Genomic DNA, 19023 nt, shown 5'->3' on the forward strand with positions numbered 1-19023 from the left:
CCCGCCGGAATATCCATCCGGCGGGGCTCCTGAAGCCTCTGGTGTGCGAAACGGAGGGCCGCAGCGAACGGCCCGGCGCGTTTAGAACTTGTTCTTCGGAGTGATCCCCAGCGACAGTCCCGAAAGCCCCCGCTGCCTGCCCCCGAGCTTCCCCGCGATCCCCCGCAGCGCGGCCCCCGCCGGGCTGTCCGGGTCGCTCAGGACCACCGGCTTGCCCTCGTCCCCGCCCTCGCGCAGGCGGACGTCGATCGGGATCGAGCCGAGGACCGGGACGGTCGCGCCGGTCGTGCGGGTGAGGCCGTCGGCGACGGTCTGGCCGCCGCCGGTGCCGAAGACGTCGACCATCTCGCCGCAGTGGGGGCAGGGGAGGCCGGACATGTTCTCGACCACGCCGACGATCTTCTGGTGGGTCTGGACGGCGATCGAACCCGCGCGCTCGGCGACCTCCGCGGCGGCCTGCTGAGGGGTCGTCACGACCAGGATCTCCGCGTTCGGGACCAGCTGGGCCACCGAGATCGCGATGTCGCCCGTGCCCGGCGGGAGGTCCAGCAGGAGCACGTCCAGGTCGCCCCAGTACACGTCCACCAGGAACTGCTGGAGCGCGCGGTGGAGCATGGGGCCGCGCCACACCACCGGGGTGTTGCCCGGGGTGAACATGCCGATCGAGATCACCTTCACACCGTTCGCCGACGGCGGCATGATCATGTTCTCGACCTGAGTGGGAAGGCCGTCCGCGCCGAGCATGCGCGGCACCGAGTGGCCGTAGATGTCGGCGTCGACGACCCCGACCTTCAGGCCGTCGGCCGCCATCGCCGCCGCCAGGTTGACCGTCACCGAGGACTTGCCGACGCCTCCCTTGCCGGAGGCGACCGCGTACACGCGGGTCAGGGAGCCCGGCTTCGCGAAGGGCACCTCGCGCTCGGTCTGGCCGCCCCGCAGGGCCGTCGCCAGCTCCTTGCGCTGCTCGTCGCTCATCACGTCGAGCGTGACGTCGACGCGGGTGACGCCCTCGACCGCCGAGACCGCGTCGGTCACGCGCTGCGTGATCGTCTCGCGCATCGGGCAGCCGGAGACCGTCAGGTACACGGTGACCGCGACCGCCCCGTCCGCGCCGATGTCGACCGACTTGACCATCCCGAGTTCGGTGATGGGCCGGTTGATCTCGGGGTCGTTCACCGTCGCCAGTGCCTCGCGCACCGCGTCTTCGCTAGCCATACAGACGATGGTACGGCCCCGGCCACACCCTCCAGTAAGGCCTTCAGCGGTCTTCTACGTCACGTCCCGAAGACCGATCCGACCGTTCTGCCGGGAATACGACATGCCCGTCGTGCTGCCGTGACTCCAGCTCCTTCACCAGGTCCTGGAGCTCCGAACGGATCCAGTCCCGGGTCGCCACCTCCCCGAGCCCGATCCGCAGCGAGGCGATCTCACGGGTCAGGTACTCGGTGTCCGCGATGGACCGCTCGTTCTGCTTGCGGTCCTGCTCCAGGTTGACCCGGTCCCGGTCGTCCTGCCGGTTCTGCGCGAGCAGGATCAGCGGGGCGGCGTAGGAGGCCTGGAGGGACAGCATCAGGGTGAGGAAGATGAACGGGTAGTGGTCGAAGCGCAGATCGCCGGGCGCGAAGATGTTCCACAGCACCCACACGATGATGACGACCGTCATCCAGACGATGAACCGTCCGGTGCCGAGGAAGCGGGCGATCCGCTCCGAGAGGCGTCCGAAGGCCTCCGGGTCCCACTCGGGAAGCAGCCTGCGCCGCGGCGGGCGCGGCTGGTCGAGCCGGGTGCGGGAGCGGGTCGTCGCGGTGGCCCCGGCGGGCCCCCCGCGCTCACGGGCCGACCCGCCACGCTCACGGGCCTGCCCCCCACGCTCACGGATCGGGGTCTCACGCTCAGGCGTCATGGTGGGCCACCCCTTCGGCGTCGAACTCCGCCTCGCGCCAGTCCTCGGGCAGCATGTGGTCGAGTACGTCGTCCACGGTCACCGCGCCGAGCAGCGAGCCCGAGTCGTCGACCACGGGCGCCGCGACCATGTCGTACGTCGCGAAGAACCCGGCGACCACCGGCAGCGGCGCCTCCGGGTCGAGGGCCTGGAGGTCGTCGTCGACGAGCGAGCTGACCAGGGTGTACGGAGGATCGCGCAGCAGCCGCTGGAAGTGGACCGTGCCGAGGTACTTGCCGGTCGGGGTCTCGTCGGGCGGGCGGCACACGTAGACCTGGGCGGCCAGGGCCGGGGAGAGGTCGGCGTTGCGGACGCGGGCGAGCGCGTCGGCGACGGTCGCGTCCGGCCGTAGGACGATGGGTTCCGTGGTCATCAGACCGCCGGCCGTGTGCTCCTCGTACTGCATCAGGCGCCGCATGTCGGCCGCGTCGCCGGGCTGCATGAGGCTCAGCAGGCGCTCCTGCTCCTCGGTGGGCAGCTCGGAGAGCAGGTCGGCCGCGTCGTCCGGGTCCATGGCCTCCAGGACGTCGGCGGCCCGCTCCTCCTTGAGCTTGCCGAGGATCTCGATCTGGTCGTCCTCGGGGAGCTCTTCCAGTACGTCGGCCAGGCGGTCGTCGTCGAGGGCGGCCGCGACCTCCGCGCGCCGCTTGGGGGAGAGATGGTGCAGGACGTTGGCGAGGTCCGCTGCGCGCAGCTGCTCGAAGGTGGCCAGGAGGCTCTCCGCGCCCTGTCCCTGCTCCTCCAGCGTGAAGCCGGTGACCGCGGACCACTCGACGGTCAGCGCCTCGCCCTTGCGGCGGAACGCCCCGCCCTTGCCGCCCCTGCGGACGAAGACCCGGTCGATCTCCCAGTCCCGGCGGGCCGGCAGCTGCTGCACCGACACGTCGAGGACGGTGACCTGCTCGTCGTCCTCCACGAGCGTGACCCGCCGGTCCAGCAGCTCCCCGAAGACCAGGCGCTCGGTGGGCCGTTGCTCGAAGCGCCGGACGTTGAGCACACCGGTGGTGATGACCTGGCCGGACTCGATGCTCGTCACCCGGGTCATGGGCAGGAAGATGCGGCGCCGGGTGGAGAGTTCGACGACGAGGCCGAGCACCCGGGGCGGGCGGCGTCCGACGCGCAGGACGACGACCAGGTCGCGTACGCGGCCCACCTGGTCGCCGTTGGGGTCGAAGACCGCGACACCGGCGAGGTGCGACACGAAGATCCGGGGGGCTCCCGCTGCCATGGCTGTGCTTCCTTTGCGTACGAGGCCGTGTACGGGGGTGCGTACGACGGGATTCGTTCCTGCTCCGTTGTCCGGATTGCCCGCTCGGGAGGGCTTCAGGCTAGCCCGTCCCGATCGGATACGCCCTGGTGAGCGCTTCGGACGGTCTGGCTCCGCCCGGGGGCGCGGGCCCCGGTACGCTGCCGTACGCCGCTGAAGGACCCTCGTCAGAAAGGCAGCTCCACCTGTGACTGCGATTCCCCGGGGCCGGACCCGCAGGGCCGTGCTGGTGGGCGCGATGTGCGCGCTGGTCGTGACGGGAACCGGGCTGACAGGGTGCAGCGAGGACCCCGACGCGGGCACCAACGGCGTCGGCAAGCTGTCCGCCGAGCAGATCCAGGACAGGACGCGGAAGGCCGCCACGTCCGCCGCCGCGCTGCGCCTGTCGGGCAACGTCGTCACCAGTGGCCGTACGTACAAGCTCGACATGCGCCTGAACGCCGACGGCGGCTCAGGCTCGGTCACCGCGGAGGGGACCACCTTCCAGCTGCTGCGGATCGGCGAGGAGCTGTATCTGAAGGCGGGCGCGGGCTTCTGGACCCAGGCCGACGGCAAGGGCGGCGACTCGGACGCGGCCGCCGACAAGCTCGACGGCAAGTACGTGAAGGTGCCGTCGGGCGACCCGGCGTACAAGAAGTTCAGTGGGTTCACGGACAAGGGTGTTCTCCTCGACGGGCTTCTGACCCTGCACGGCACCCTGGGCACCGACGGACATCACGAACAGGCGGGTACCCGCACCATCCGGATCACGGGTGACGAGGGCGACGGCGGCACGCTGGACGTCTCGCTGGAGGGCGAGCCCTATCCGCTGCGCCTGGCGCGGGCCGGCGGCGCGGGCACGCTGACGTTCTCGGCCTGGGGCAAGAACTTCACCCTGACCGAGCCGAAGAAGGACGAGACGGTGGACTACGGCAAGCAGCTGCCGACGTCCTAGCCGCGAGCGGCCGCCGCCCTAGCCGCGTTTACGGCGTTTCAGGAGCAGCCGGGGCAGCCCGGCCGGGATCGGTTCCCGGGTGGTCGCCGGTGTCGGCAGCGGTGGTTCGGCCAGATCGCCGTCGGGCAGCGCGGCCGTGACCCCGGTGGGTTCGAGACGCAGCACCCGGCACTCGCGGGACCAGCGGTCCGTCATGGCCTCGCCGTCGGGGGCGTTGAGCCGCTTCCCCTTCAGCTCGGCGACGGCCGCGCGCCACTCCTCGGACCCGGGCGCCAGTTCTACGACCTTCGCGGCCCAGGAGACCAGCCGGCCCCCCTTGTCCTTGCTGCGGACGGTCACCTCGGCGGTGCCCCCGCCGGCGAGCCCCGGCAGCGGCTGCTCGCCGGGCCCGTCGCCGACCAGGCACGCGGCACCCTCGTGCCAGACGTGCCACAGGGCGCGGGCCGGGCCGTCGGACCCCTTGACCCAGACGAGGCCGGACTTCTTGGTGGCCTCCTCGACGAGGGCCCGGTCGAGCAGCTCGCTTGTCATGGCGCCCACTCTAGAGCCAGCCGTTGCGCTTGAGGGTGCGGTGGATGCCGAGGCAGATGACCCCGGTGATCGCCATGATCACGGGGTAGCCGAGCTTCCAGTGGGTCTCGGGCATGTAGTCGAAGTTCATGCCGTAGACCCCGCACACCATCGTCGGTACGGCGATGATCGCGGCCCAGGACGTGATCTTCCGCATGTCCTCGTTCTGCGCGACGGACGCCTGCGCGAGGTTGGCCTGGAGGATCGAGTTGAGCAGCTCGTCGAAGCCGAGGACCTGCTCCTGCACCCGGGCGAGGTGGTCGGCGACATCGCGGAAGTACTTCTGGATGTCGGGGTCCACGAGCCGCATCGGGCGCTCGCTGAGCAGCTGCATCGGCCGCAGCAGCGGGGCGACCGCCCGCTTGAACTCCAGTACCTCGCGCTTGAGTTGGTAGATCCGCGCCGAGTCGACACCGCGCGAGACCTTGCCGCCGCGTCCCGGGGTGAAGACCTCGGTCTCCACCTCGTCGATGTCGTCCTGCACCGCGTCGGCGACCGCGACATAGCCGTCGACGACGTGGTCCGCGATGGAGTGCAGGACCGCCGAGGGGCCCTTGGCGAGGAGTTCGGGGTCGTCCTGGAGCCGGTGCCGCAGCGCCCTGAGCGAACCCTGGCCGCCGTGCCGGACGGTGATGAAGAAGTCCCGGCCGGTGAAGCACATGACCTCGCCGGTCTCGACGATCTCGCTGTTGGCGGTGAGTTCGTCGTGCTCGACGTAGTGGATGGTCTTGAAGACGGTGAACAGGGAGTCGTCGTAGCGCTCCAGCTTGGGCCGCTGGTGGGCCTGGACGGCGTCCTCGACGGCGAGCGGGTGGAGCCCGAACTCGCCTGCGATACCGGAGAATTCGGCCTCGCTCGGCTCGTGCAGACCGATCCACACGAACCCGCCGTCGCGGCGCACCTGGCGCATCGCCTCGTGCGGGCTCGGCTGCCGGTCGGTCTCCACGCGCCGGCCGTCGCGGTAGACCGCGCAGTCGACGACGGCCGAGGGCGTCGAGGGGTCGCGCGTCGCGTCGTACGCGCCGGTGTCCTTGCGCAGCGAGGGACGCGACGGGCGTACGGCGGCACGCAGGTCACGGATCATCGACATGGCAGGCTCCTTCGTGACGGGCAACCAAGGGCCCCGGCGACGGATGGAACTACCCGGAATGAGGACGTCCTGCTGTGGGTGTTTGGCACGTCCACAAAGCGGGGAGCACCGCACCATCGCGGTGGCGGACTTCGTTGCTGAAGTACTGATTCAGCTACTGCTACAGATCAGACAGATCAGGCAAAACGAACGAAGTGCTCTTCCGCACGAAGACGCGAACGTGAAAGGCGGCGGTTGCCGAAAGTCACAGAGCTGCATCAGCGGCCGGAAGAACGAGTGGTACTACCAGGTCGACTTCGATCCATGACAGCCCCACCTCCTCCGGCCGGTCCCTCGTAAGGGACGATCCATTCCCGTAAGGGAGTCTCACCAGGCGTCGGGACTCGATCGCGACGCTTCTGCGTGCTGCCCCGACGGCCGGGCCAGACTATCAGCAGGCCGAAGTGTCAAGGCGCTGCTTTGCCCGGTACTGACGAGTTCTATGCTCGCCGCATGGCTGATGTTCTTCCTCTGGTCGAGGCCCGGTTGCGCACCGCGCTGGGCGAGCCGGACGCGCGCGCTGCGGTCACTTTCCTGGGCACGGACCGCATCGAGGTGCTCCGCTTCAGCGACGGGGACGTCGTCCGTTACGCCTCCCTCGGCATGTCGGCCCAGCCGATGAGCGACCCCACCGCGACCCTCGCCGATCCGGTCAAGGGCCCGCGCGCCGAGCTGGTCATCTCGGTACGAGGAGGGCTCGCCGACACCGACAAGGTGCTCCGCCCGCTCGCCGTGCTCGCCGCGTCCCCGCAGGTCGAGGGCGTGATCGTGGCCCCGGGCGCCTCGCTCGACGTGGGCGGACCGCTGTGGCCCGGCGCCCCGTTCACCTCGGTCCTGGTCGCCGAGCCGGGCGGCCTGGTCGAGGACCTGGACCTCGACGAGCCCCTCGACCCGGTCCGCTTCCTGCCGCTGCTCCCCATGACCCCGAACGAAGCGGCCTGGAAGCGCGTCCACGGCGCCCAGGCCCTCCAGGAGCGCTGGCTGACACACGGGACGGACCTCCGGGATCCGTCCCGGAAGTCCGCCCCTCTCGACTGACCCCGGCGTGAGGAAGCTCACCAACCGGTGGCCGGAATCGGTCAGTTGGCGAACACGGCGACACTGTCCTCGCTCGCGTGCCGCGGCTCCAGCTCCTCGGCCTCGTGCGTGAGCGCCTTCCGCCGTACGACGACCACGGCCGCGCCCAGCACCGCGGTCACCGCGGCCACCACGAACGGCATGTGGATGTCGCTCCACTCCTCGATCTTCGGCGCGAAGAAGGGCGCCGCCGCTGCCGCGAACCACCGCACGAAGTTGTAGCCCGCGCTCGCCACGGGCCGCGGGGCGTCCGAGACGCCGAGCGCCAGCTCCGTGTAGACCGTGTTGTTCACGCCGATGAAGGCGCCGGACAGGATCGTGCAGACGACGGCCGCGGTGTGGTTGCCGTAGCCGAGGACGAGCACGTCGGCCGCGAGCAGCACCAGGGAGCCGCCGAGCACCTTCAGGGAGCCGAACCGCTTCTGGAGGCGTGGTGCCGCGAACACCGAGAACACGGCGAGCAGCACACCCCAGGCGAAGAACACGGCACCCGATTTGTACGGGGTCATGTCCAGCACGAACGGGGTGAAGGCCAGCACGGTGAAGAACGTGTAGTTGTAGAAGAAGGACGAGATCGCCGCCGAGGCGAGACCGCCGTGGCCGAGCGCCCTCAGCGGGTCCAGCAGGGAGGTCTTGCGGGCCGGTGTCGGCTGTTCCCTCAGGAACACCGTGATGCACAGGAAGCCGACGGCCATCAGGAAGGCCGTACCGAAGAACGGGTAGCGCCAGCTGGCGTCACCGAGCAGGGCGCCGAGCAGCGGGCCGCACGCCATGCCGAGGCCCAGGGCGGACTCGTACAGCAGGATCGCCGCCGCGCTGCCGCCCGCCGCCGCGCCGACGATGACGGCGAGGGCCGTCGAGACGAACAGGGCGTTGCCGAGACCCCAGCCGGCCCGGAAGCCGACCAGTTCCGCGACCGAGCCCGAGGTGCCCGCGAGTCCCGCGAAGACCACGACGAGGGCGAGGCCGAGCAGCAGGGTCTTCTTGCCGCCGATGCGGCTGGAGACGAAGCCGGTGACCAGCATCGCGATCGCGGTGATCAGGAAGTACGAGGTGAACAGGAGCGAGACCTGGCTCGCCGTGGCGTCCAGGCCCTTGGCGATCGACGGCAGGATCGGGTCCACGAGTCCGATGCCCATGAAGGCGACGACGGACGCGCCCGCCGTCGCCCACACGGCCTTCGGCTGGCGCAGGATGCCGCCGGCTCCCGCATCGAAGGGGTCCATGGTCGTTCCTCCACTCCTCACGGAGATAGTTGGTATATGCACATAGTAAGTTAGGTCAGCTAATTAATGCAAGCTACATCTAGTTGTGCCTGATGGGGCCGGCCTGTGCCCGTCCTGAACCGCTTCCGTCCGGACGGGTGATCGTCCTTGACGTGGGGGAGCGAGGGTAGGACCGTGGGGCCCTATGAGGGGCGAACCCAGTTGCCCGAAGTGTGGTGGCCGGGTCAGGGCTCCCGGACTCTTCGCCGATACCTGGCAGTGCGATGTGCACGGGACGGTGCATCCGCTCCAGCCCGTGATCCCGCCCAGCGTCGAGGCCCTCGGTGTCGTGGTGCATCGCACGCAGGTACCGGTGTGGATGCCGTGGCCGCTGCCGGTCGGCTGGCTGTTCACGGGCGTGGCCTGCGCGGGTGACGACCGCAGCGGCGGTCGCGCCACGGCCGTGGCGTGCACGGGACCCGGGCCGCTCGGCGGTGTCGGCGAGCTGATTCTCGTGGCCGAGGAGCTCGGGGTCGGGCTCGGGGCGCGCTACGCGGGGATCGACGGGCCGGACCCGGGGCCGTTCATGAGCGTGGAGAAGCCGCCGCAGGCGAAGGTGCTGGCCGCGGGTCGGCCCACGCCGTTGTGGCATGTCGCGGGGGCGCCGGACGACCGGGCGGTCTTCGCCGGGGAGGCGCTCGGGCTGTGGCTGTGGGCCGTGGTGTGGCCCGAGCAGTCCGGGCTGCTGATGTACGACGAGCTGGTGCTGACGGACCTGCGGGACGCGGGGGCGGAAGTGGAGCTGGTGCCCTGCGGGGCGCTGTCGCCGCGCCTGCTGAAACCCTGACTGTAGGGGTTGTATCCCCGCTGCGGGTGTGACAGGGGAGCCGGAAAATCCGGTTATCCTTGAGCGTCCTCATCCGTTCCGTCCGTGTCTGGAGTCCGCGTGCGTATCGACCTGCACACCCACTCCACCGCCTCCGACGGAACCGACACCCCCGCCGAGCTGGTCCGCAACGCCGCCGCGGCCGGGCTCGACGTCGTCGCGCTGACCGACCACGACACGACCCGTGGGCACGCCGAGGCCGTCGCCCGGCTGCCCGCCGGGCTGACCCTCGTCACCGGGGCCGAGCTGTCCTGCCGTATCGACGGGGTGTCCATGCACATGCTGGCCTACCTCTTCGATCCCGAGGAGCCCGAGTTGCTCGCCGAGCGGGAACTCGTGCGGGACGACCGGGTGCCGCGGGCGCGGGCCATGGTCGCCAGGCTCCAGGAGCTGGGCGCGCCGGTGACCTGGGAGCAGGTGGCGCGGATCGCCGGGGACGGGTCGGTCGGGCGGCCGCATGTCGCCACCGCGCTCGTCGAGCTCGGGGTCGTGCCGAGCGTGAACGACGCCTTCACCACCGACTGGCTCGCCGACGGCGGACGCGCCCACGTGGCCAAGCACGAGACCGACCCCTTCGAGGCGATCCGGCTGGTCAAGGGCGCCGGCGGGGTCACCGTCTTCGCCCACCCGGGCGCCAGCAAGCGCGGTCGCACCGTCCCGGAGTCCGCGATCGCCGAGATGGCCGCCGCCGGGCTCGACGGCATCGAGGTCGACCACATGGACCACGACGAGGAGACGCGCGTACGGCTGCGCGGGCTCGCCGCGGACCTGGGACTGCTCGTCACCGGGTCCAGCGACTACCACGGCAGCCGCAAGACGGTCACGCTCGGCGAGTACACGACCGACCCCGAGGTGTACGGCGAGATCACGCGCCGGGCGACGGGCGCGTTCCCGGTGCCGGGGACCGGCGGAGCCTGAGGCCGACCCCAGCCTCCTCGTTCACCCCTCTTCTCCCGCAAGGCCATCATGTTCGACGTCGCCGTCTTCGGCTCGCTCTTCCTCACCCTGTTCGTGATCATGGACCCGCCCGGGATCACGCCGATCTTCCTCGCCCTGACCGCCGGCCGGCCCGGCAAGGTGCAGAAGCGGATGGCCTTCCAGGCCGTCTGCGTGGCGGGCGGTGTCATCACCGTCTTCGGGCTCCTGGGCCACCAGATCCTCGACTACCTGCACGTCTCCGTGCCCGCGCTGATGATCGCGGGCGGGCTGCTGCTCCTGCTGATCGCGCTCGACCTGCTCACCGGCAAGACCGACGAGCCGAAGCAGACCAAGGATGTCAACGTGGCGCTCGTACCGCTGGGTATGCCGCTGCTGGCCGGTCCCGGTGCGATCGTCTCCGTCATCCTCGCCGTGCAGAAGGCCCACAGCGTGGCCACGCAGGTCTCGGTGTGGTGCGCGATCCTCGCCATCCATGTCGTGCTGTGGCTGGTGATGCGGTACTCGCTGCTGATCATCCGGGTCATCAAGGACGGCGGGGTCGTGCTGGTGACGCGGCTCGCGGGCATGATGCTCTCCGCGATCGCCGTGCAGCAGATCATCAACGGTGTCACCCAGGTGATCCGGGCAAGCTGAAAGGGCCCCGGTCCGAGACCGGGGCCCTGAAGCCTTCGCGGTGATCCGCGTGCGAGTCGTCAGTGGTGGGTGTTATGAGGCCGTGGTGTCGGCCGGACGGATCCACAGCCGCTGCCCGATGGCGGCGGCCTGCTGAACGATCCGGTTGACGGAGGCGGCGTCCACGACGGTGCTGTCCACGGGCGTGCCGTCGACGTCGTCGAGTCGCATGATTTCGAAGCGCACAGGCTTCTCCCTTCGTCTGGTCATCCTCCTGCGGAGAATTGCTGCGTACGTAGGTAGTCAACGGGGTGCGTGTTACAAACATTCCCTACGCTAAAGAAATTTTTCGAACGACTAACTACTGACCGGTAAGTGAGTCTTCGGAGACTCCTTGGGACCGGTTGTGTTCGCAGCGTGACCGCCGGGACAATGGAGGCGATGAACGACGACCTGGCGCCGCTGAGCGCCCGCATCGACCGCACGAACGAGCTGCTCCAGCGCATGCTCGCCGAGGTGGCGAAGACGCCCTCGACGCATGCGATCTTCGTCGACGCGGGGTACCTCTACGCGGCCGCGGGGCGACTCGTCGCCGGCACCGAGGACCGACGCGCCTTCGACCTCGACGCCGAGGGGCTGATCGAGGCCCTCATCGACCGGGCCCGCACCATCTTCGCGGACAGCAGACTGCTGCGCGTCTACTGGTACGACGGCGCGAGACGCCGTATCCACACCGCCGAGCAGCAGTCCATCGCCGAACTCCCGGACGTCAAGGTCCGGTTGGGCAATCTCAACGCCAACAACCAGCAGAAGGGCGTCGATTCGCTCATCCGCACCGACCTGGAGTCCCTGGCCCGCCACCGCGCCATCAGCGACGCGGCCCTCCTCGGCGGGGACGAGGACCTGGTCTCGGCGGTCGAGGCGGCCCAGGGGTACGGCGCCCGCGTGCACCTCTGGGGCATCGAGGCGCCGGAGGGCCGCAACCAGGCCGAGCCGCTCCTGTGGGAGGTCGACAGCCAGCGCACCCTCGACCTCGACTTCTTCAAGCCGTACGTCGCCCGGCGGACCGCTGTCGCCTACGAGGCCGGCGCCACCCGGCCCACCCGCGACGCCGTCCGTTTCGTGGGCGCGCAGATCGCCGCGAAGTGGCTCGCCGAGCGGGGCCGGGCGGCCCTCCAGGAACTGCTCCCGGGCCACCCGTACCTGCCCGGCTCGGTGGACCAGGACCTGCTGGTGGAGGCGGAGGGGCTGCTCCAGTACTCCCTGCGCGGCCAGTCGGACCTGCGGCGGGCGCTGCGGGACGGGTTCTGGGAGCACTTGCAGGGGCAGTACTAGACGCTCTACGGGACGACGGTGTCCCAGAAGTCGGCCAGGGCCCGGGCCGTGGGCTCGGGGCGGTCGGTGTTGGGGGAGTGGTCGGCGCCGGGGACGACCGTACGGCGCGCGTGCAGTCGTAGGGCCATGTCGTCGAGGAGATTCACCGGCCAGGTGTCGTCCTGGGAGCCGGACAGGACGTGGAACGGCAGCGGGACGGCGGCGAGTTCGGCGACCCGGTCCGGTTCCGCGCACAACTGGCGGCCCGTGGCGAGGAGTTGGGCGGGCTTGTTGCCGAGCCAGCGGCGGCGGAGCTGCTCGATGTCCCCGATGCCCTTCGCGGGGCCGCCGACCTCCTCCGGAGGACCCATGGCCAGGATCGCGTCCCACACCTCGGCCATCGTCATCACTTCCAGCGCGTCCCGCAGCAGTTTCACGCGCTGCTGCTGGGAGTCGGAGATCTGCGCCGGGCCCGAGGAGACGAGGGTGAACGACAGGAAGGGGGAGTGGTCCAGGAGTACGGCCGCGCGCGCGATCTGGCCGCCGAGGGAGTGCCCGACGAGATGCACGGGGCCGTCCAGAGCGGCGGCCTGCGCGAGCACGTCCTGGGCCAACTCGGGCCGCGCGTAGGCGGATTCGTCGCTCTCCGGCCCGTCCGACTCGAACTGCCCACGCCCGTCCACGGCCACGACCCGGTACCCACGGGCCGTCAACGGCTCGTGCAGCAGCGTGAAGTCCTCCTTGCTCCCCGTGAAGCCGGGCAGCAACAGGGCGGTGCCCTTCTCGGCGACACCGGTCGGCACGGCCGAGTCCACCACCGCGAAGTCACCGCGGGCGGTGCGGAGGGGGTAGGCGCGGGCGCCGGGGGGCGGGGGGAAGACGGCTCGGGTGCTCACGGGGTGAGGGTATCCGCGGTGGTACGGGGTGGCGCGGCAGGGGGTGGGACGGGGTGGTGTCCGGCGGTCGCGGGTGCGTTGTGGCTGGTCGCGCTCGCGTCGGCGGTGTGCCGCGCCCCTTGGCGGATGCGGGCGGCGTGAGGCTGGCGGATGCGGTCGGCGTGAGACGAGCCGGTGGTTCCGGTGTCCGGTGTCCGGTGCCGGGAACGCCGACGGCCCGGTCCCTGTGCGGGGACCGGGCCGTTCGGGTGTGGGATCAGCTCTCCGCGGGCTCCGCGGCGGCCGTCTTGCGGGTCCGGCGGCGCGGGGCGGCCGCCTTCGGCTCCTAGTCGGACTGGGCCGGGATCTCGGCGGTCGCCGCGGCGGCTGCCGTCTTCCGGGTGCGCCGGGGCTTGGCCTCGGCGACCTCCGCCGTCTCCGCCGCCGTGGTGGTGGCCTTGCGGGTGCGGCGCGGCTTGGTGGCCGTGCCCTCCGCGGTGTCCACGGCGGTCTCGGCGGCCTTCGTCGCCGCGGTCTTGCGGGTACGGCGCGGCTTGACCTCGGCGGCCTCCGGCTCCTGGGCCGACGGAACCGCCTGGACCGGGATCTCGGCGGTCACCACGGGCTCGGCGGCCTTGCGGGTGCTGCGGCGGCGGGGCTTGGCCTCAGCAGCCTCGGCGGTGTCCACGGCGACCTCGGCCGCCTTGGTCGCCGCCGTCTTGCGCGTACGGCGCGGCTTGACCTCGGTGGCCTCAACGGTCTCCACGACGGCCTCGGCGGCGGTCGTGGACGTAGCGGCGGCGGCCTTGCGGGTGCGCCGGGGCTTGGTCTCGACGACCTCGGCCGTGTCGGTGGCCGTCTCCGCCGGGGCGGTGGTGGCCTTGCGGGTGCGGCGCGGCTTGGTGGCCGTTCCCTCCGCGGTGTCCACGGCGGTCTCGGCGGCGGTCGCCGCGGCGGCTGCCGTCTTCCGGGTGCGGCGCGGCTTGGCCTCGGCGACCTCCGCGACCTCCGTCGTCTCCACCGCGGTCACGGCGGACTCGGCAGGCTCGGCGGCCTTGCGGGTACGGCGACGGGGCTTGGCCTCCGCAGCCTCAGCGGTGTCGACGGCGGTCTCGGCCGCCTTGGTCGCCGCCGTCTTGCGGGTACGGCGCGGCTTGGTGACCGGAGCCTCTGCCTCGGCCGGAGCCTCGGTGACCGGAGCGGCCTCCACGACCGTCTCGACCGCGGCCGGCGTCTCCGCGGCCTTGCGGGTACGGCGGCGGCGCGGCTTGGCCGGGGCCTCGGTGTCGAGGGCCGGGCCCTCCGCCGTCGTGATGGCGGACTGCGCGGCCTCCGACGCGGTGGCCGGCTCGACCGGTGCCGCTGCCGCGGTCGCCGTGACCGGCGCCGAGTCGGCCGCTCCGCCACGGGTGCGGCGACGACGGCGCGGGGTGCGGGACGCGGTGTCCTCGGCGGCGGTCTCCGAAGGGGTGACCGCCTCGGCCGGGGCCGTCGCGTCCAGCGGGGTTCCGCCACGGGTACGGCGGCGGCGACGCGGCGTACGGTCCGAACGCTCGCGCTCGGCGGAGCGGGACTCGTCCCGGCCGCCACGCCCGCGACCCCGGTCCCGGTCGCCGCGGCCACGCGCACCGCGTCCGCCCGGCTCGCCCAGGTCCTCCAGCTCCTCCGCGTCGAGGCCCGCACGGGTGCGCTCGGCCCGCGGCAGGACACCCTTGGTGCCCGCGGGGATGTTCAGCTCCTCGTAGAAGTGCGGGGAGGTGGAGTACGTCTCCGGCGGGTCGTTGAAGTTGAGCTCCAGCGCCTTGTTGATCAGCTGCCAGCGCGGGATGTCGTCCCAGTCGACGAGGGTGATCGCGATGCCCTTGGCACCCGCGCGGCCGGTGCGGCCGATGCGGTGCAGGTACGTCTTCTCTTCCTCGGGGGACTGGTAGTTGACGACGTGGGTCACGCCCTCGACGTCGATACCGCGCGCGGCGACGTCGGTGCAGACGAGGACGTCGACCTTGCCGTTGCGGAAGGCGCGCAGGGCCTGCTCGCGGGCGCCCTGGCCGAGGTCGCCGTGGACCGCGCCGGCCGCGAAGCCGCGCTGCTTGAGCTGGTCGGCGAGGTCGGCCGCGGTGCGCTTGGTGCGGCAGAAGACCATGGCCAGTCCCCGGCCCTCGGACTGCAGTATCCGCGCGACCATCTCGGGCTTGTCCATGTTGTGCGCGCGGTAGACGAACTGCGCGGTGTTCGCGACCGTCTTGCCCTCGTCGTCCGGCGCGGTGGCGCGGATGTGCGTGGGCTGCGACATGTAGCGGCGCGCGAGACCGATGACCGCGCCCGGCATGGTCGCCGAGAACAGCATGGTCTGGCGGCGGGCCGGCAGCAGGTTGATGATCTTCTCGACGTCGGGCAGGAAGCCCAGGTCGAGCATCTCGTCGGCCTCGTCGAGGACGAGCGCCTTGATGTGGCCGAGGTTGAGCTTCTTCTGGCCCGCGAGGTCCAGCAGTCGGCCCGGGGTGCCGACGACGACGTCGATGCCCTTCTTGAGGGCCTCGACCTGGGGCTCGTAGGCGCGGCCGCCGTAGATGGCCAGAACGCGTACGTTGCGCACCTTGCCCGCGGTCAGCAGGTCGTTGGTGACCTGGGTGCACAGCTCGCGCGTGGGGACGACGACGAGCGCCTGCGGGGCGTCGGTGAGGGCCTCGGGCTTGGCGCGGCCGGCCTCGACGTCGGCCGGGACGGTGACGCGCTCCAGGAGCGGGAGACCGAAGCCCAGCGTCTTGCCGGTGCCGGTCTTGGCCTGGCCGATGACGTCGGTGCCCGAGAGAGCGACCGGGAGCGTCATCTCCTGGATGGGGAAGGGGTTGATGATGCCGACGGCTTCAAGGGCTTCGGCGGTCTCGGGAAGAATCCCGAGCTCTCGAAAAGTCGTAGTCAGGGTGCTGCCTCTTCTGTGTGCGCGGTGCGAGGCGAGCGCGGGGGTCGTCTTCAACCGTGCTGGGGACATCGGCTGCCTTACGGGCAAGCCGTAATGGCACGGGACCACTGCCGACGCTCTAGCGCTCGTACCGCTGAGGGTCCCCCTCCGAACTTCGTACGCACTGTGCCGTACGGGCGAGGAGGGCTGTCGGGTCGGAGCCGATCGGGCCACCGACCGGGCATCCTCATACGTGCGGCCTGTCGAGATACGGCGCACTCATGAAATGGCGCACTCATGAAGGACTGTCGTACCAGCAGGCGCATTACCACCATACCCCGGATTCGCGCACATGCGATGGCCGATTTGGTCACGTAGTCGTCGTCACACTGATTGACCAGGGACTTCCGTGGCTCGGCGAGCGGACTATTGTGCGCTTCATGACGACGCCTGACAACACCTCTGACGCACCCGCCGAGCCCACCGGAGTGGCCGCCCAGAACTGGGACCAGGCTTCCGCGGAGCCCCAGTACCGGGCCGCGGTCGTCGACCTCCTCGGTGCCCTCGCCTACGGCGAGCTCGCGGCCTTCGAACGGCTCGCGGAGGACGCGAAGCTGGCGCCGACGCTGGCGGACAAGGCGGAGCTGGCGAAGATGGCGTCGGCCGAGTTCCACCACTACGAGAAGCTGCGCGACCGGCTGGCCGGGATCGGCGAGGAGCCGACGCTCGCCATGGAGCCGTTCGTCGCGGCGCTGGACGGCTTCCACCGGCAGACGGCTCCGTCGGACTGGCTGGAGGGGCTCGTCAAGGCGTACGTCGGCGACTCGATCGCCAGTGACTTCTACCGGGAGGTCGCGGCCCGGCTCGACACGGACACGCGTGAGCTGGTGCTGGCCGTTCTCGACGACACCGGGCACGCGGAGTTCGCGGTGGAGAAGGTGCGGGCGGCGATCGACGCGGAGCCGCGGGTCGGGGGCCGACTCGCGCTGTGGGCACGGCGGTTGATGGGGGAGGCGCTGTCGCAGTCCCAGCGGGTCGTGGCCGACCGGGACGCGCTGTCGACCATGCTGGTGGGCGGGGTGGCCGACGGGTTCGATCTCGCCGAGGTGGGGCGGATGTTCTCGCGGATCACGGAGGCGCACACCAAGCGGATGGCCGCGTTGGGGTTGGCTGCGTAGCGCCTGACAGCTCGGGGGCTGTGCTTCGCCGGCGACTGCGCGTCCATTGTGGCTGGTCGCGCAGTTCCCCGCGCCTCTGGGCGGGTGCCGGTGCCGGTGCCGTCTACGCCGGTGCTGAGCGGCTGAGTCTGCCGTTCGGGCGCAGCAGCAGGGACAGGGACGCCACCGAGACCACTGCCGCGCCCAGGAGGATCAGCAGGACGTTGCCCGGGTCCAGGGCGGTGTGGGTGACGAAGGCGCCGAAAAGGGCTCCCGCCGTGCCCGTCGCGAGGACCAGGGAGCGGGTCGGGAGACGGTGGGCCAGGCGGTGTGCCGCCAGGCCGGCCAGTACGAGGCCGAGCAATGCGGAGCCGAGTGCTTCGATCAACAACATGGGGTCCCTCCCACACGGCCACACTGCGCATCACGGTCGTAGCCCGTCATACCCGTGACCTGCGGAATGCAATCCTCCTCCGTGGACGACCCGTGCTCCATATGCGGACTCCACATGTGGAGGGAGAATTCCCGCCGGGATCCCGTCGGCCTTCCGCCGCAGGAACGAGGAGGGGCCCGGCGACTCGCGGTCGCCGGGCCCCTCCTCGTCTGTCCGACTACAGCGCGCCGAAGCCCACCTTGCGCGGGGCCGGCTCACCGAGCTCGACGTACGCGAGACGGTCGGCAGGGACGAGGACCTTGCGGCCGTGCTCGTCCACGAGGCTCAGCAGCTGAGACTTGCCGGCCAGCGCCTCCGCCACCGCGCGCTCGACCTCCTCGGCGCTCTGACCGCTCTCCAGAACGATCTCGCGGGGCGCGTGCTGCACGCCGATCTTGACCTCCACGGCTATGTCCCTCCGACGGTCAGTGAAGTGCGCGACCTTCCGCGCCGTACCCAGCACACATTAGCCCGGTGAGGGGACGTACACGCTCCGCGCAAGAACGCCAACAGCGAACAGCGGGCGGGAACAAACGACCCGCACGCGTGCGTGCGGGTCGAGTGGTGGGCCGAGTGGTGCGCCCGCGGTGTTCGCGGGGGTGCGCCCGGCGGTGTGCGGGATGGTGCTCAGTGGTGGTCGGTGCCGTGCATCGGGAAGCCCGCGATGCCGCGCCACGCAAGGGACGTCAGCAGCTGGACCGCCTGGTCGCGCGGGACGCTGCGGTCGCTGTGCAGCCAGGAGCGGGCCACCACCTGGGCGAGACCGCCGAGGCCCGAGGCCAGCAGCATCGACTCCGCGCGCGAGAGGCCGGTGTCCTCCGCGATGACCTCGCAGATCGCCTCGGCGCACTCGTTGGTGACCTTGTCGACGCGCTCGCGCACCGCGGGTTCGTTCGTCAGGTCCGACTCGAAGACCAGCCGGAAGGCGCCGCCGTCGTCCTCGACGTACGCGAAGTAGGCGTCCATGGTCGCCCGGACGCGCTGCTTGTTGTCGGTCGTCGACGCGAGCGCGGTGCGCACCGCCTGGATGAGGGACTCGCAGTGCTGGTCGAGCAGTGCGAGATAGAGGTCGAGCTTGCCCGGGAAGTGCTGGTAGAGCACCGGCTTGCTGACGCCGGCGCGCTCGGCGATGTCGTCCATCGCGGCCGCGTGGTAGCCCTGTGCCACGAAGACTTCCTGTGCGGCACCCAGCAGCTGGTTCCGTCGGGCACGGCGCGGCAGGCGCGTTCCCCTCGGGCGTGCCGCCTCTGTCTGCTCGATGGCTGTCACGCCGCCTCCCAATGTCGTCCACATGCGGTGTGCGCCGCGCCGCCATCGTACTTTTCGGTAACCCTGCTGTGCGCGGTGCGAACGCAGAATTTCACGGACCGGACGGTGACGAAAACCATTCATAGGTTTCAAACGGGATGCGCCACCCGGCCCGGGACGTCACCGATAGTCGTCCTCGTCGATCGAGACGACCCTGGCCTGCTCGATGAGGTCGGCCTCGCTGGCCCGGTCGGCGTCGACACCGGTCAGGGGGTCGTCGCGGTCCGGCGTGAGGTCGGTGTGCTGTTCGGCCGCGTCGACCTCGGGAGCCTCGACGTCGAGCTCGGCCGCGTCGTCCTCCTCCTGGAAGGACTCGGGTTCGGTGGGGTCGTAGGCCATGGCGGGCTCCCTTCCTAGAACGTCCCTGATGTACACAGGGGGCCACATGCGGGTGCCCTGCGTACGAGCCTAGGAGACACGCGATCCGGGCGCCATGTGATGTGCCTGCTCGCGGTGCGGGCCTTGCGGTGCAA

20 protein-coding genes are annotated in these 19023 nt (G+C 70.9%); 7 read left to right on the plus strand and 13 right to left on the minus strand.

Annotation, left to right across the window (positions count from 1 at the left end):
• Positions 1-81: 81 nt before the first annotated feature.
• The 3 genes from G3I78_RS42555 to G3I78_RS42565 are packed head-to-tail and all read right to left on the minus strand — an operon-like array spanning position 82 to position 3170.
• A complete protein-coding gene (locus G3I78_RS42555; RefSeq protein WP_164435062.1) occupies positions 82-1215 on the minus strand; it encodes an Mrp/NBP35 family ATP-binding protein in 1134 nt (377 codons plus the stop codon).
• Positions 1216-1258: 43 nt separating this feature from the next.
• Entirely contained in the window at positions 1259-1903 is a 645-nt protein-coding gene (locus tag G3I78_RS42560) for a DUF1003 domain-containing protein (protein WP_164435064.1), read from the minus strand.
• Positions 1893-3170, minus strand: a complete 1278-nt coding sequence (locus G3I78_RS42565) for a CBS domain-containing protein (protein WP_164435066.1) — start codon at positions 3168-3170, stop codon at positions 1893-1895. The genes G3I78_RS42560 and G3I78_RS42565 overlap by 11 nt, the downstream gene beginning before the upstream one ends.
• A 226-nt stretch (positions 3171-3396) precedes the next feature.
• Here G3I78_RS42565 and G3I78_RS42570 point away from each other — a divergent pair, with 226 nt between their 5' ends.
• A complete protein-coding gene (locus G3I78_RS42570; RefSeq protein ID WP_164435069.1) occupies positions 3397-4143 on the plus strand; it encodes a hypothetical protein in 747 nt (248 codons plus the stop codon).
• 18 nt (positions 4144-4161) lie between these two features.
• On the opposite strand, the gene G3I78_RS42575 is transcribed toward G3I78_RS42570, so the two are convergent.
• Together G3I78_RS42575 and G3I78_RS42580 are read right to left on the minus strand one after the other, a co-directional pair.
• On the minus strand, positions 4162-4674 hold the full coding sequence (locus tag G3I78_RS42575; protein WP_164435071.1) for a hypothetical protein: 513 nt from the start codon (positions 4672-4674) through the stop codon (positions 4162-4164).
• 10 nt (positions 4675-4684) lie between these two features.
• Positions 4685-5803, minus strand: coding sequence for a magnesium and cobalt transport protein CorA (locus tag G3I78_RS42580; protein WP_164435073.1), 1119 nt, complete (start codon positions 5801-5803; stop codon positions 4685-4687).
• Positions 5804-6295: 492 nt separating this feature from the next.
• Between G3I78_RS42580 and G3I78_RS42585 the strand changes: the two genes are divergently transcribed.
• Positions 6296-6880, plus strand: a complete 585-nt coding sequence (locus G3I78_RS42585) for a suppressor of fused domain protein (RefSeq protein WP_164435075.1) — start codon at positions 6296-6298, stop codon at positions 6878-6880.
• A 41-nt stretch (positions 6881-6921) separates the two neighbouring features.
• Here the strand turns inward: G3I78_RS42585 and G3I78_RS42590 are convergent, their stop codons facing one another.
• Complete coding sequence (locus G3I78_RS42590; protein WP_164435077.1) at positions 6922-8145, minus strand: MFS transporter; 1224 nt, start codon at positions 8143-8145, stop codon at positions 6922-6924.
• Positions 8146-8329: 184 nt separating this feature from the next.
• Between G3I78_RS42590 and G3I78_RS42595 the strand changes: the two genes are divergently transcribed.
• The 3 genes from G3I78_RS42595 (at position 8330) to G3I78_RS42605 (ending at position 10582) form a co-directional block, all read left to right on the plus strand.
• Positions 8330-8971 (plus strand): DUF6758 family protein, encoded by a 642-nt coding sequence (locus G3I78_RS42595; RefSeq protein WP_164435079.1) that lies wholly within the window; start codon positions 8330-8332, stop codon positions 8969-8971.
• A 99-nt stretch (positions 8972-9070) separates the two neighbouring features.
• On the plus strand, positions 9071-9928 hold the full coding sequence (locus G3I78_RS42600; RefSeq protein ID WP_164435081.1) for a PHP domain-containing protein: 858 nt from the start codon (positions 9071-9073) through the stop codon (positions 9926-9928).
• 48 nt (positions 9929-9976) lie between these two features.
• Positions 9977-10582: a MarC family protein gene (locus tag G3I78_RS42605; RefSeq protein ID WP_164435083.1), complete on the plus strand. Its 606-nt coding sequence runs from the start codon at positions 9977-9979 to the stop codon at positions 10580-10582.
• Positions 10583-10654: 72 nt separating this feature from the next.
• Here G3I78_RS42605 and G3I78_RS51395 read toward each other — a convergent pair whose 3' ends face one another.
• Positions 10655-10807, minus strand: coding sequence for a hypothetical protein (locus tag G3I78_RS51395; protein ID WP_020136747.1), 153 nt, complete (start codon positions 10805-10807; stop codon positions 10655-10657).
• A gap of 195 nt (positions 10808-11002) precedes the next feature.
• Between G3I78_RS51395 and G3I78_RS42610 the strand changes: the two genes are divergently transcribed.
• The gene (locus G3I78_RS42610) at positions 11003-11896 is read left to right on the plus strand and encodes an NYN domain-containing protein (RefSeq protein ID WP_164435086.1); all 894 of its coding nucleotides are present in this window, start codon (positions 11003-11005) and stop codon (positions 11894-11896) included.
• A 5-nt stretch (positions 11897-11901) separates the two neighbouring features.
• Here G3I78_RS42610 and G3I78_RS42615 read toward each other — a convergent pair whose 3' ends face one another.
• Together G3I78_RS42615 and G3I78_RS42620 are read right to left on the minus strand one after the other, a co-directional pair.
• Positions 11902-12771 carry an alpha/beta hydrolase gene (locus G3I78_RS42615; RefSeq protein ID WP_164435088.1) on the minus strand — a complete coding sequence of 290 codons (870 nt, stop codon included), beginning with the start codon at positions 12769-12771 and terminating at the stop codon, positions 11902-11904.
• 325 nt (positions 12772-13096) lie between these two features.
• The gene (locus tag G3I78_RS42620) at positions 13097-15580 is read right to left on the minus strand and encodes a DEAD/DEAH box helicase (protein ID WP_164435090.1); all 2484 of its coding nucleotides are present in this window, start codon (positions 15578-15580) and stop codon (positions 13097-13099) included.
• A 512-nt stretch (positions 15581-16092) separates the two neighbouring features.
• Between G3I78_RS42620 and G3I78_RS42625 the strand changes: the two genes are divergently transcribed.
• Complete coding sequence (locus G3I78_RS42625) at positions 16093-16830, plus strand: ferritin-like fold-containing protein (RefSeq protein WP_164435092.1); 738 nt, start codon at positions 16093-16095, stop codon at positions 16828-16830.
• A gap of 103 nt (positions 16831-16933) precedes the next feature.
• Here G3I78_RS42625 and G3I78_RS42630 read toward each other — a convergent pair whose 3' ends face one another.
• The 4 genes from G3I78_RS42630 to G3I78_RS42645 all read right to left on the minus strand — a co-directional run bounded on the left by G3I78_RS42630 (position 16934) and on the right by G3I78_RS42645 (position 18889).
• A complete protein-coding gene (locus G3I78_RS42630; RefSeq protein ID WP_164435093.1) occupies positions 16934-17203 on the minus strand; it encodes a hypothetical protein in 270 nt (89 codons plus the stop codon).
• 217 nt (positions 17204-17420) lie between these two features.
• Positions 17421-17648 carry a DUF3107 domain-containing protein gene (locus G3I78_RS52460; RefSeq protein ID WP_020119766.1) on the minus strand — a complete coding sequence of 76 codons (228 nt, stop codon included), beginning with the start codon at positions 17646-17648 and terminating at the stop codon, positions 17421-17423.
• Positions 17649-17869: 221 nt separating this feature from the next.
• Positions 17870-18511: a TetR/AcrR family transcriptional regulator gene (locus G3I78_RS42640; RefSeq protein ID WP_164435094.1), complete on the minus strand. Its 642-nt coding sequence runs from the start codon at positions 18509-18511 to the stop codon at positions 17870-17872.
• 159 nt (positions 18512-18670) lie between these two features.
• On the minus strand, positions 18671-18889 hold the full coding sequence (locus tag G3I78_RS42645; RefSeq protein ID WP_164435095.1) for a hypothetical protein: 219 nt from the start codon (positions 18887-18889) through the stop codon (positions 18671-18673).
• Between the last annotated feature and the right edge of the window lie 134 nt (positions 18890-19023).

Origin of the sequence: Streptomyces sp. SID13726 (assembly GCF_010548375.1) — a bacterium.
In the GTDB taxonomy this organism is placed as follows: Bacteria; Actinomycetota; Actinomycetes; order Streptomycetales; family Streptomycetaceae; genus Streptomyces.

Coding starts and splice junctions, on each gene's coding strand:
- G3I78_RS42555 (WP_164435062.1), bottom strand. CDS start 1,215: ATGGCTAGCGAAGACGCGGTGCGCGAGGCACTGGCGACGGTGAACGAC.
- G3I78_RS42560 (WP_164435064.1), bottom strand. CDS start 1,903: ATGACGCCTGAGCGTGAGACCCCGATCCGTGAGCGTGGGGGGCAGGCC.
- G3I78_RS42565 (WP_164435066.1), bottom strand. CDS start 3,170: ATGGCAGCGGGAGCCCCCCGGATCTTCGTGTCGCACCTCGCCGGTGTC.
- G3I78_RS42575 (WP_164435071.1), bottom strand. CDS start 4,674: ATGACAAGCGAGCTGCTCGACCGGGCCCTCGTCGAGGAGGCCACCAAG.
- G3I78_RS42580 (WP_164435073.1), bottom strand. CDS start 5,803: ATGTCGATGATCCGTGACCTGCGTGCCGCCGTACGCCCGTCGCGTCCC.
- G3I78_RS42585 (WP_164435075.1), top strand. CDS start 6,296: ATGGCTGATGTTCTTCCTCTGGTCGAGGCCCGGTTGCGCACCGCGCTG.
- G3I78_RS42590 (WP_164435077.1), bottom strand. CDS start 8,145: ATGGACCCCTTCGATGCGGGAGCCGGCGGCATCCTGCGCCAGCCGAAG.
- G3I78_RS42595 (WP_164435079.1), top strand. CDS start 8,330: ATGAGGGGCGAACCCAGTTGCCCGAAGTGTGGTGGCCGGGTCAGGGCT.
- G3I78_RS42605 (WP_164435083.1), top strand. CDS start 9,977: ATGTTCGACGTCGCCGTCTTCGGCTCGCTCTTCCTCACCCTGTTCGTG.
- G3I78_RS42610 (WP_164435086.1), top strand. CDS start 11,003: ATGAACGACGACCTGGCGCCGCTGAGCGCCCGCATCGACCGCACGAAC.
- G3I78_RS42620 (WP_164435090.1), bottom strand. CDS start 15,580: ATGACGCTCCCGGTCGCTCTCTCGGGCACCGACGTCATCGGCCAGGCC.
- G3I78_RS42625 (WP_164435092.1), top strand. CDS start 16,093: ATGACGACGCCTGACAACACCTCTGACGCACCCGCCGAGCCCACCGGA.
- G3I78_RS42630 (WP_164435093.1), bottom strand. CDS start 17,203: ATGTTGTTGATCGAAGCACTCGGCTCCGCATTGCTCGGCCTCGTACTG.
- G3I78_RS42645 (WP_164435095.1), bottom strand. CDS start 18,889: ATGGCCTACGACCCCACCGAACCCGAGTCCTTCCAGGAGGAGGACGAC.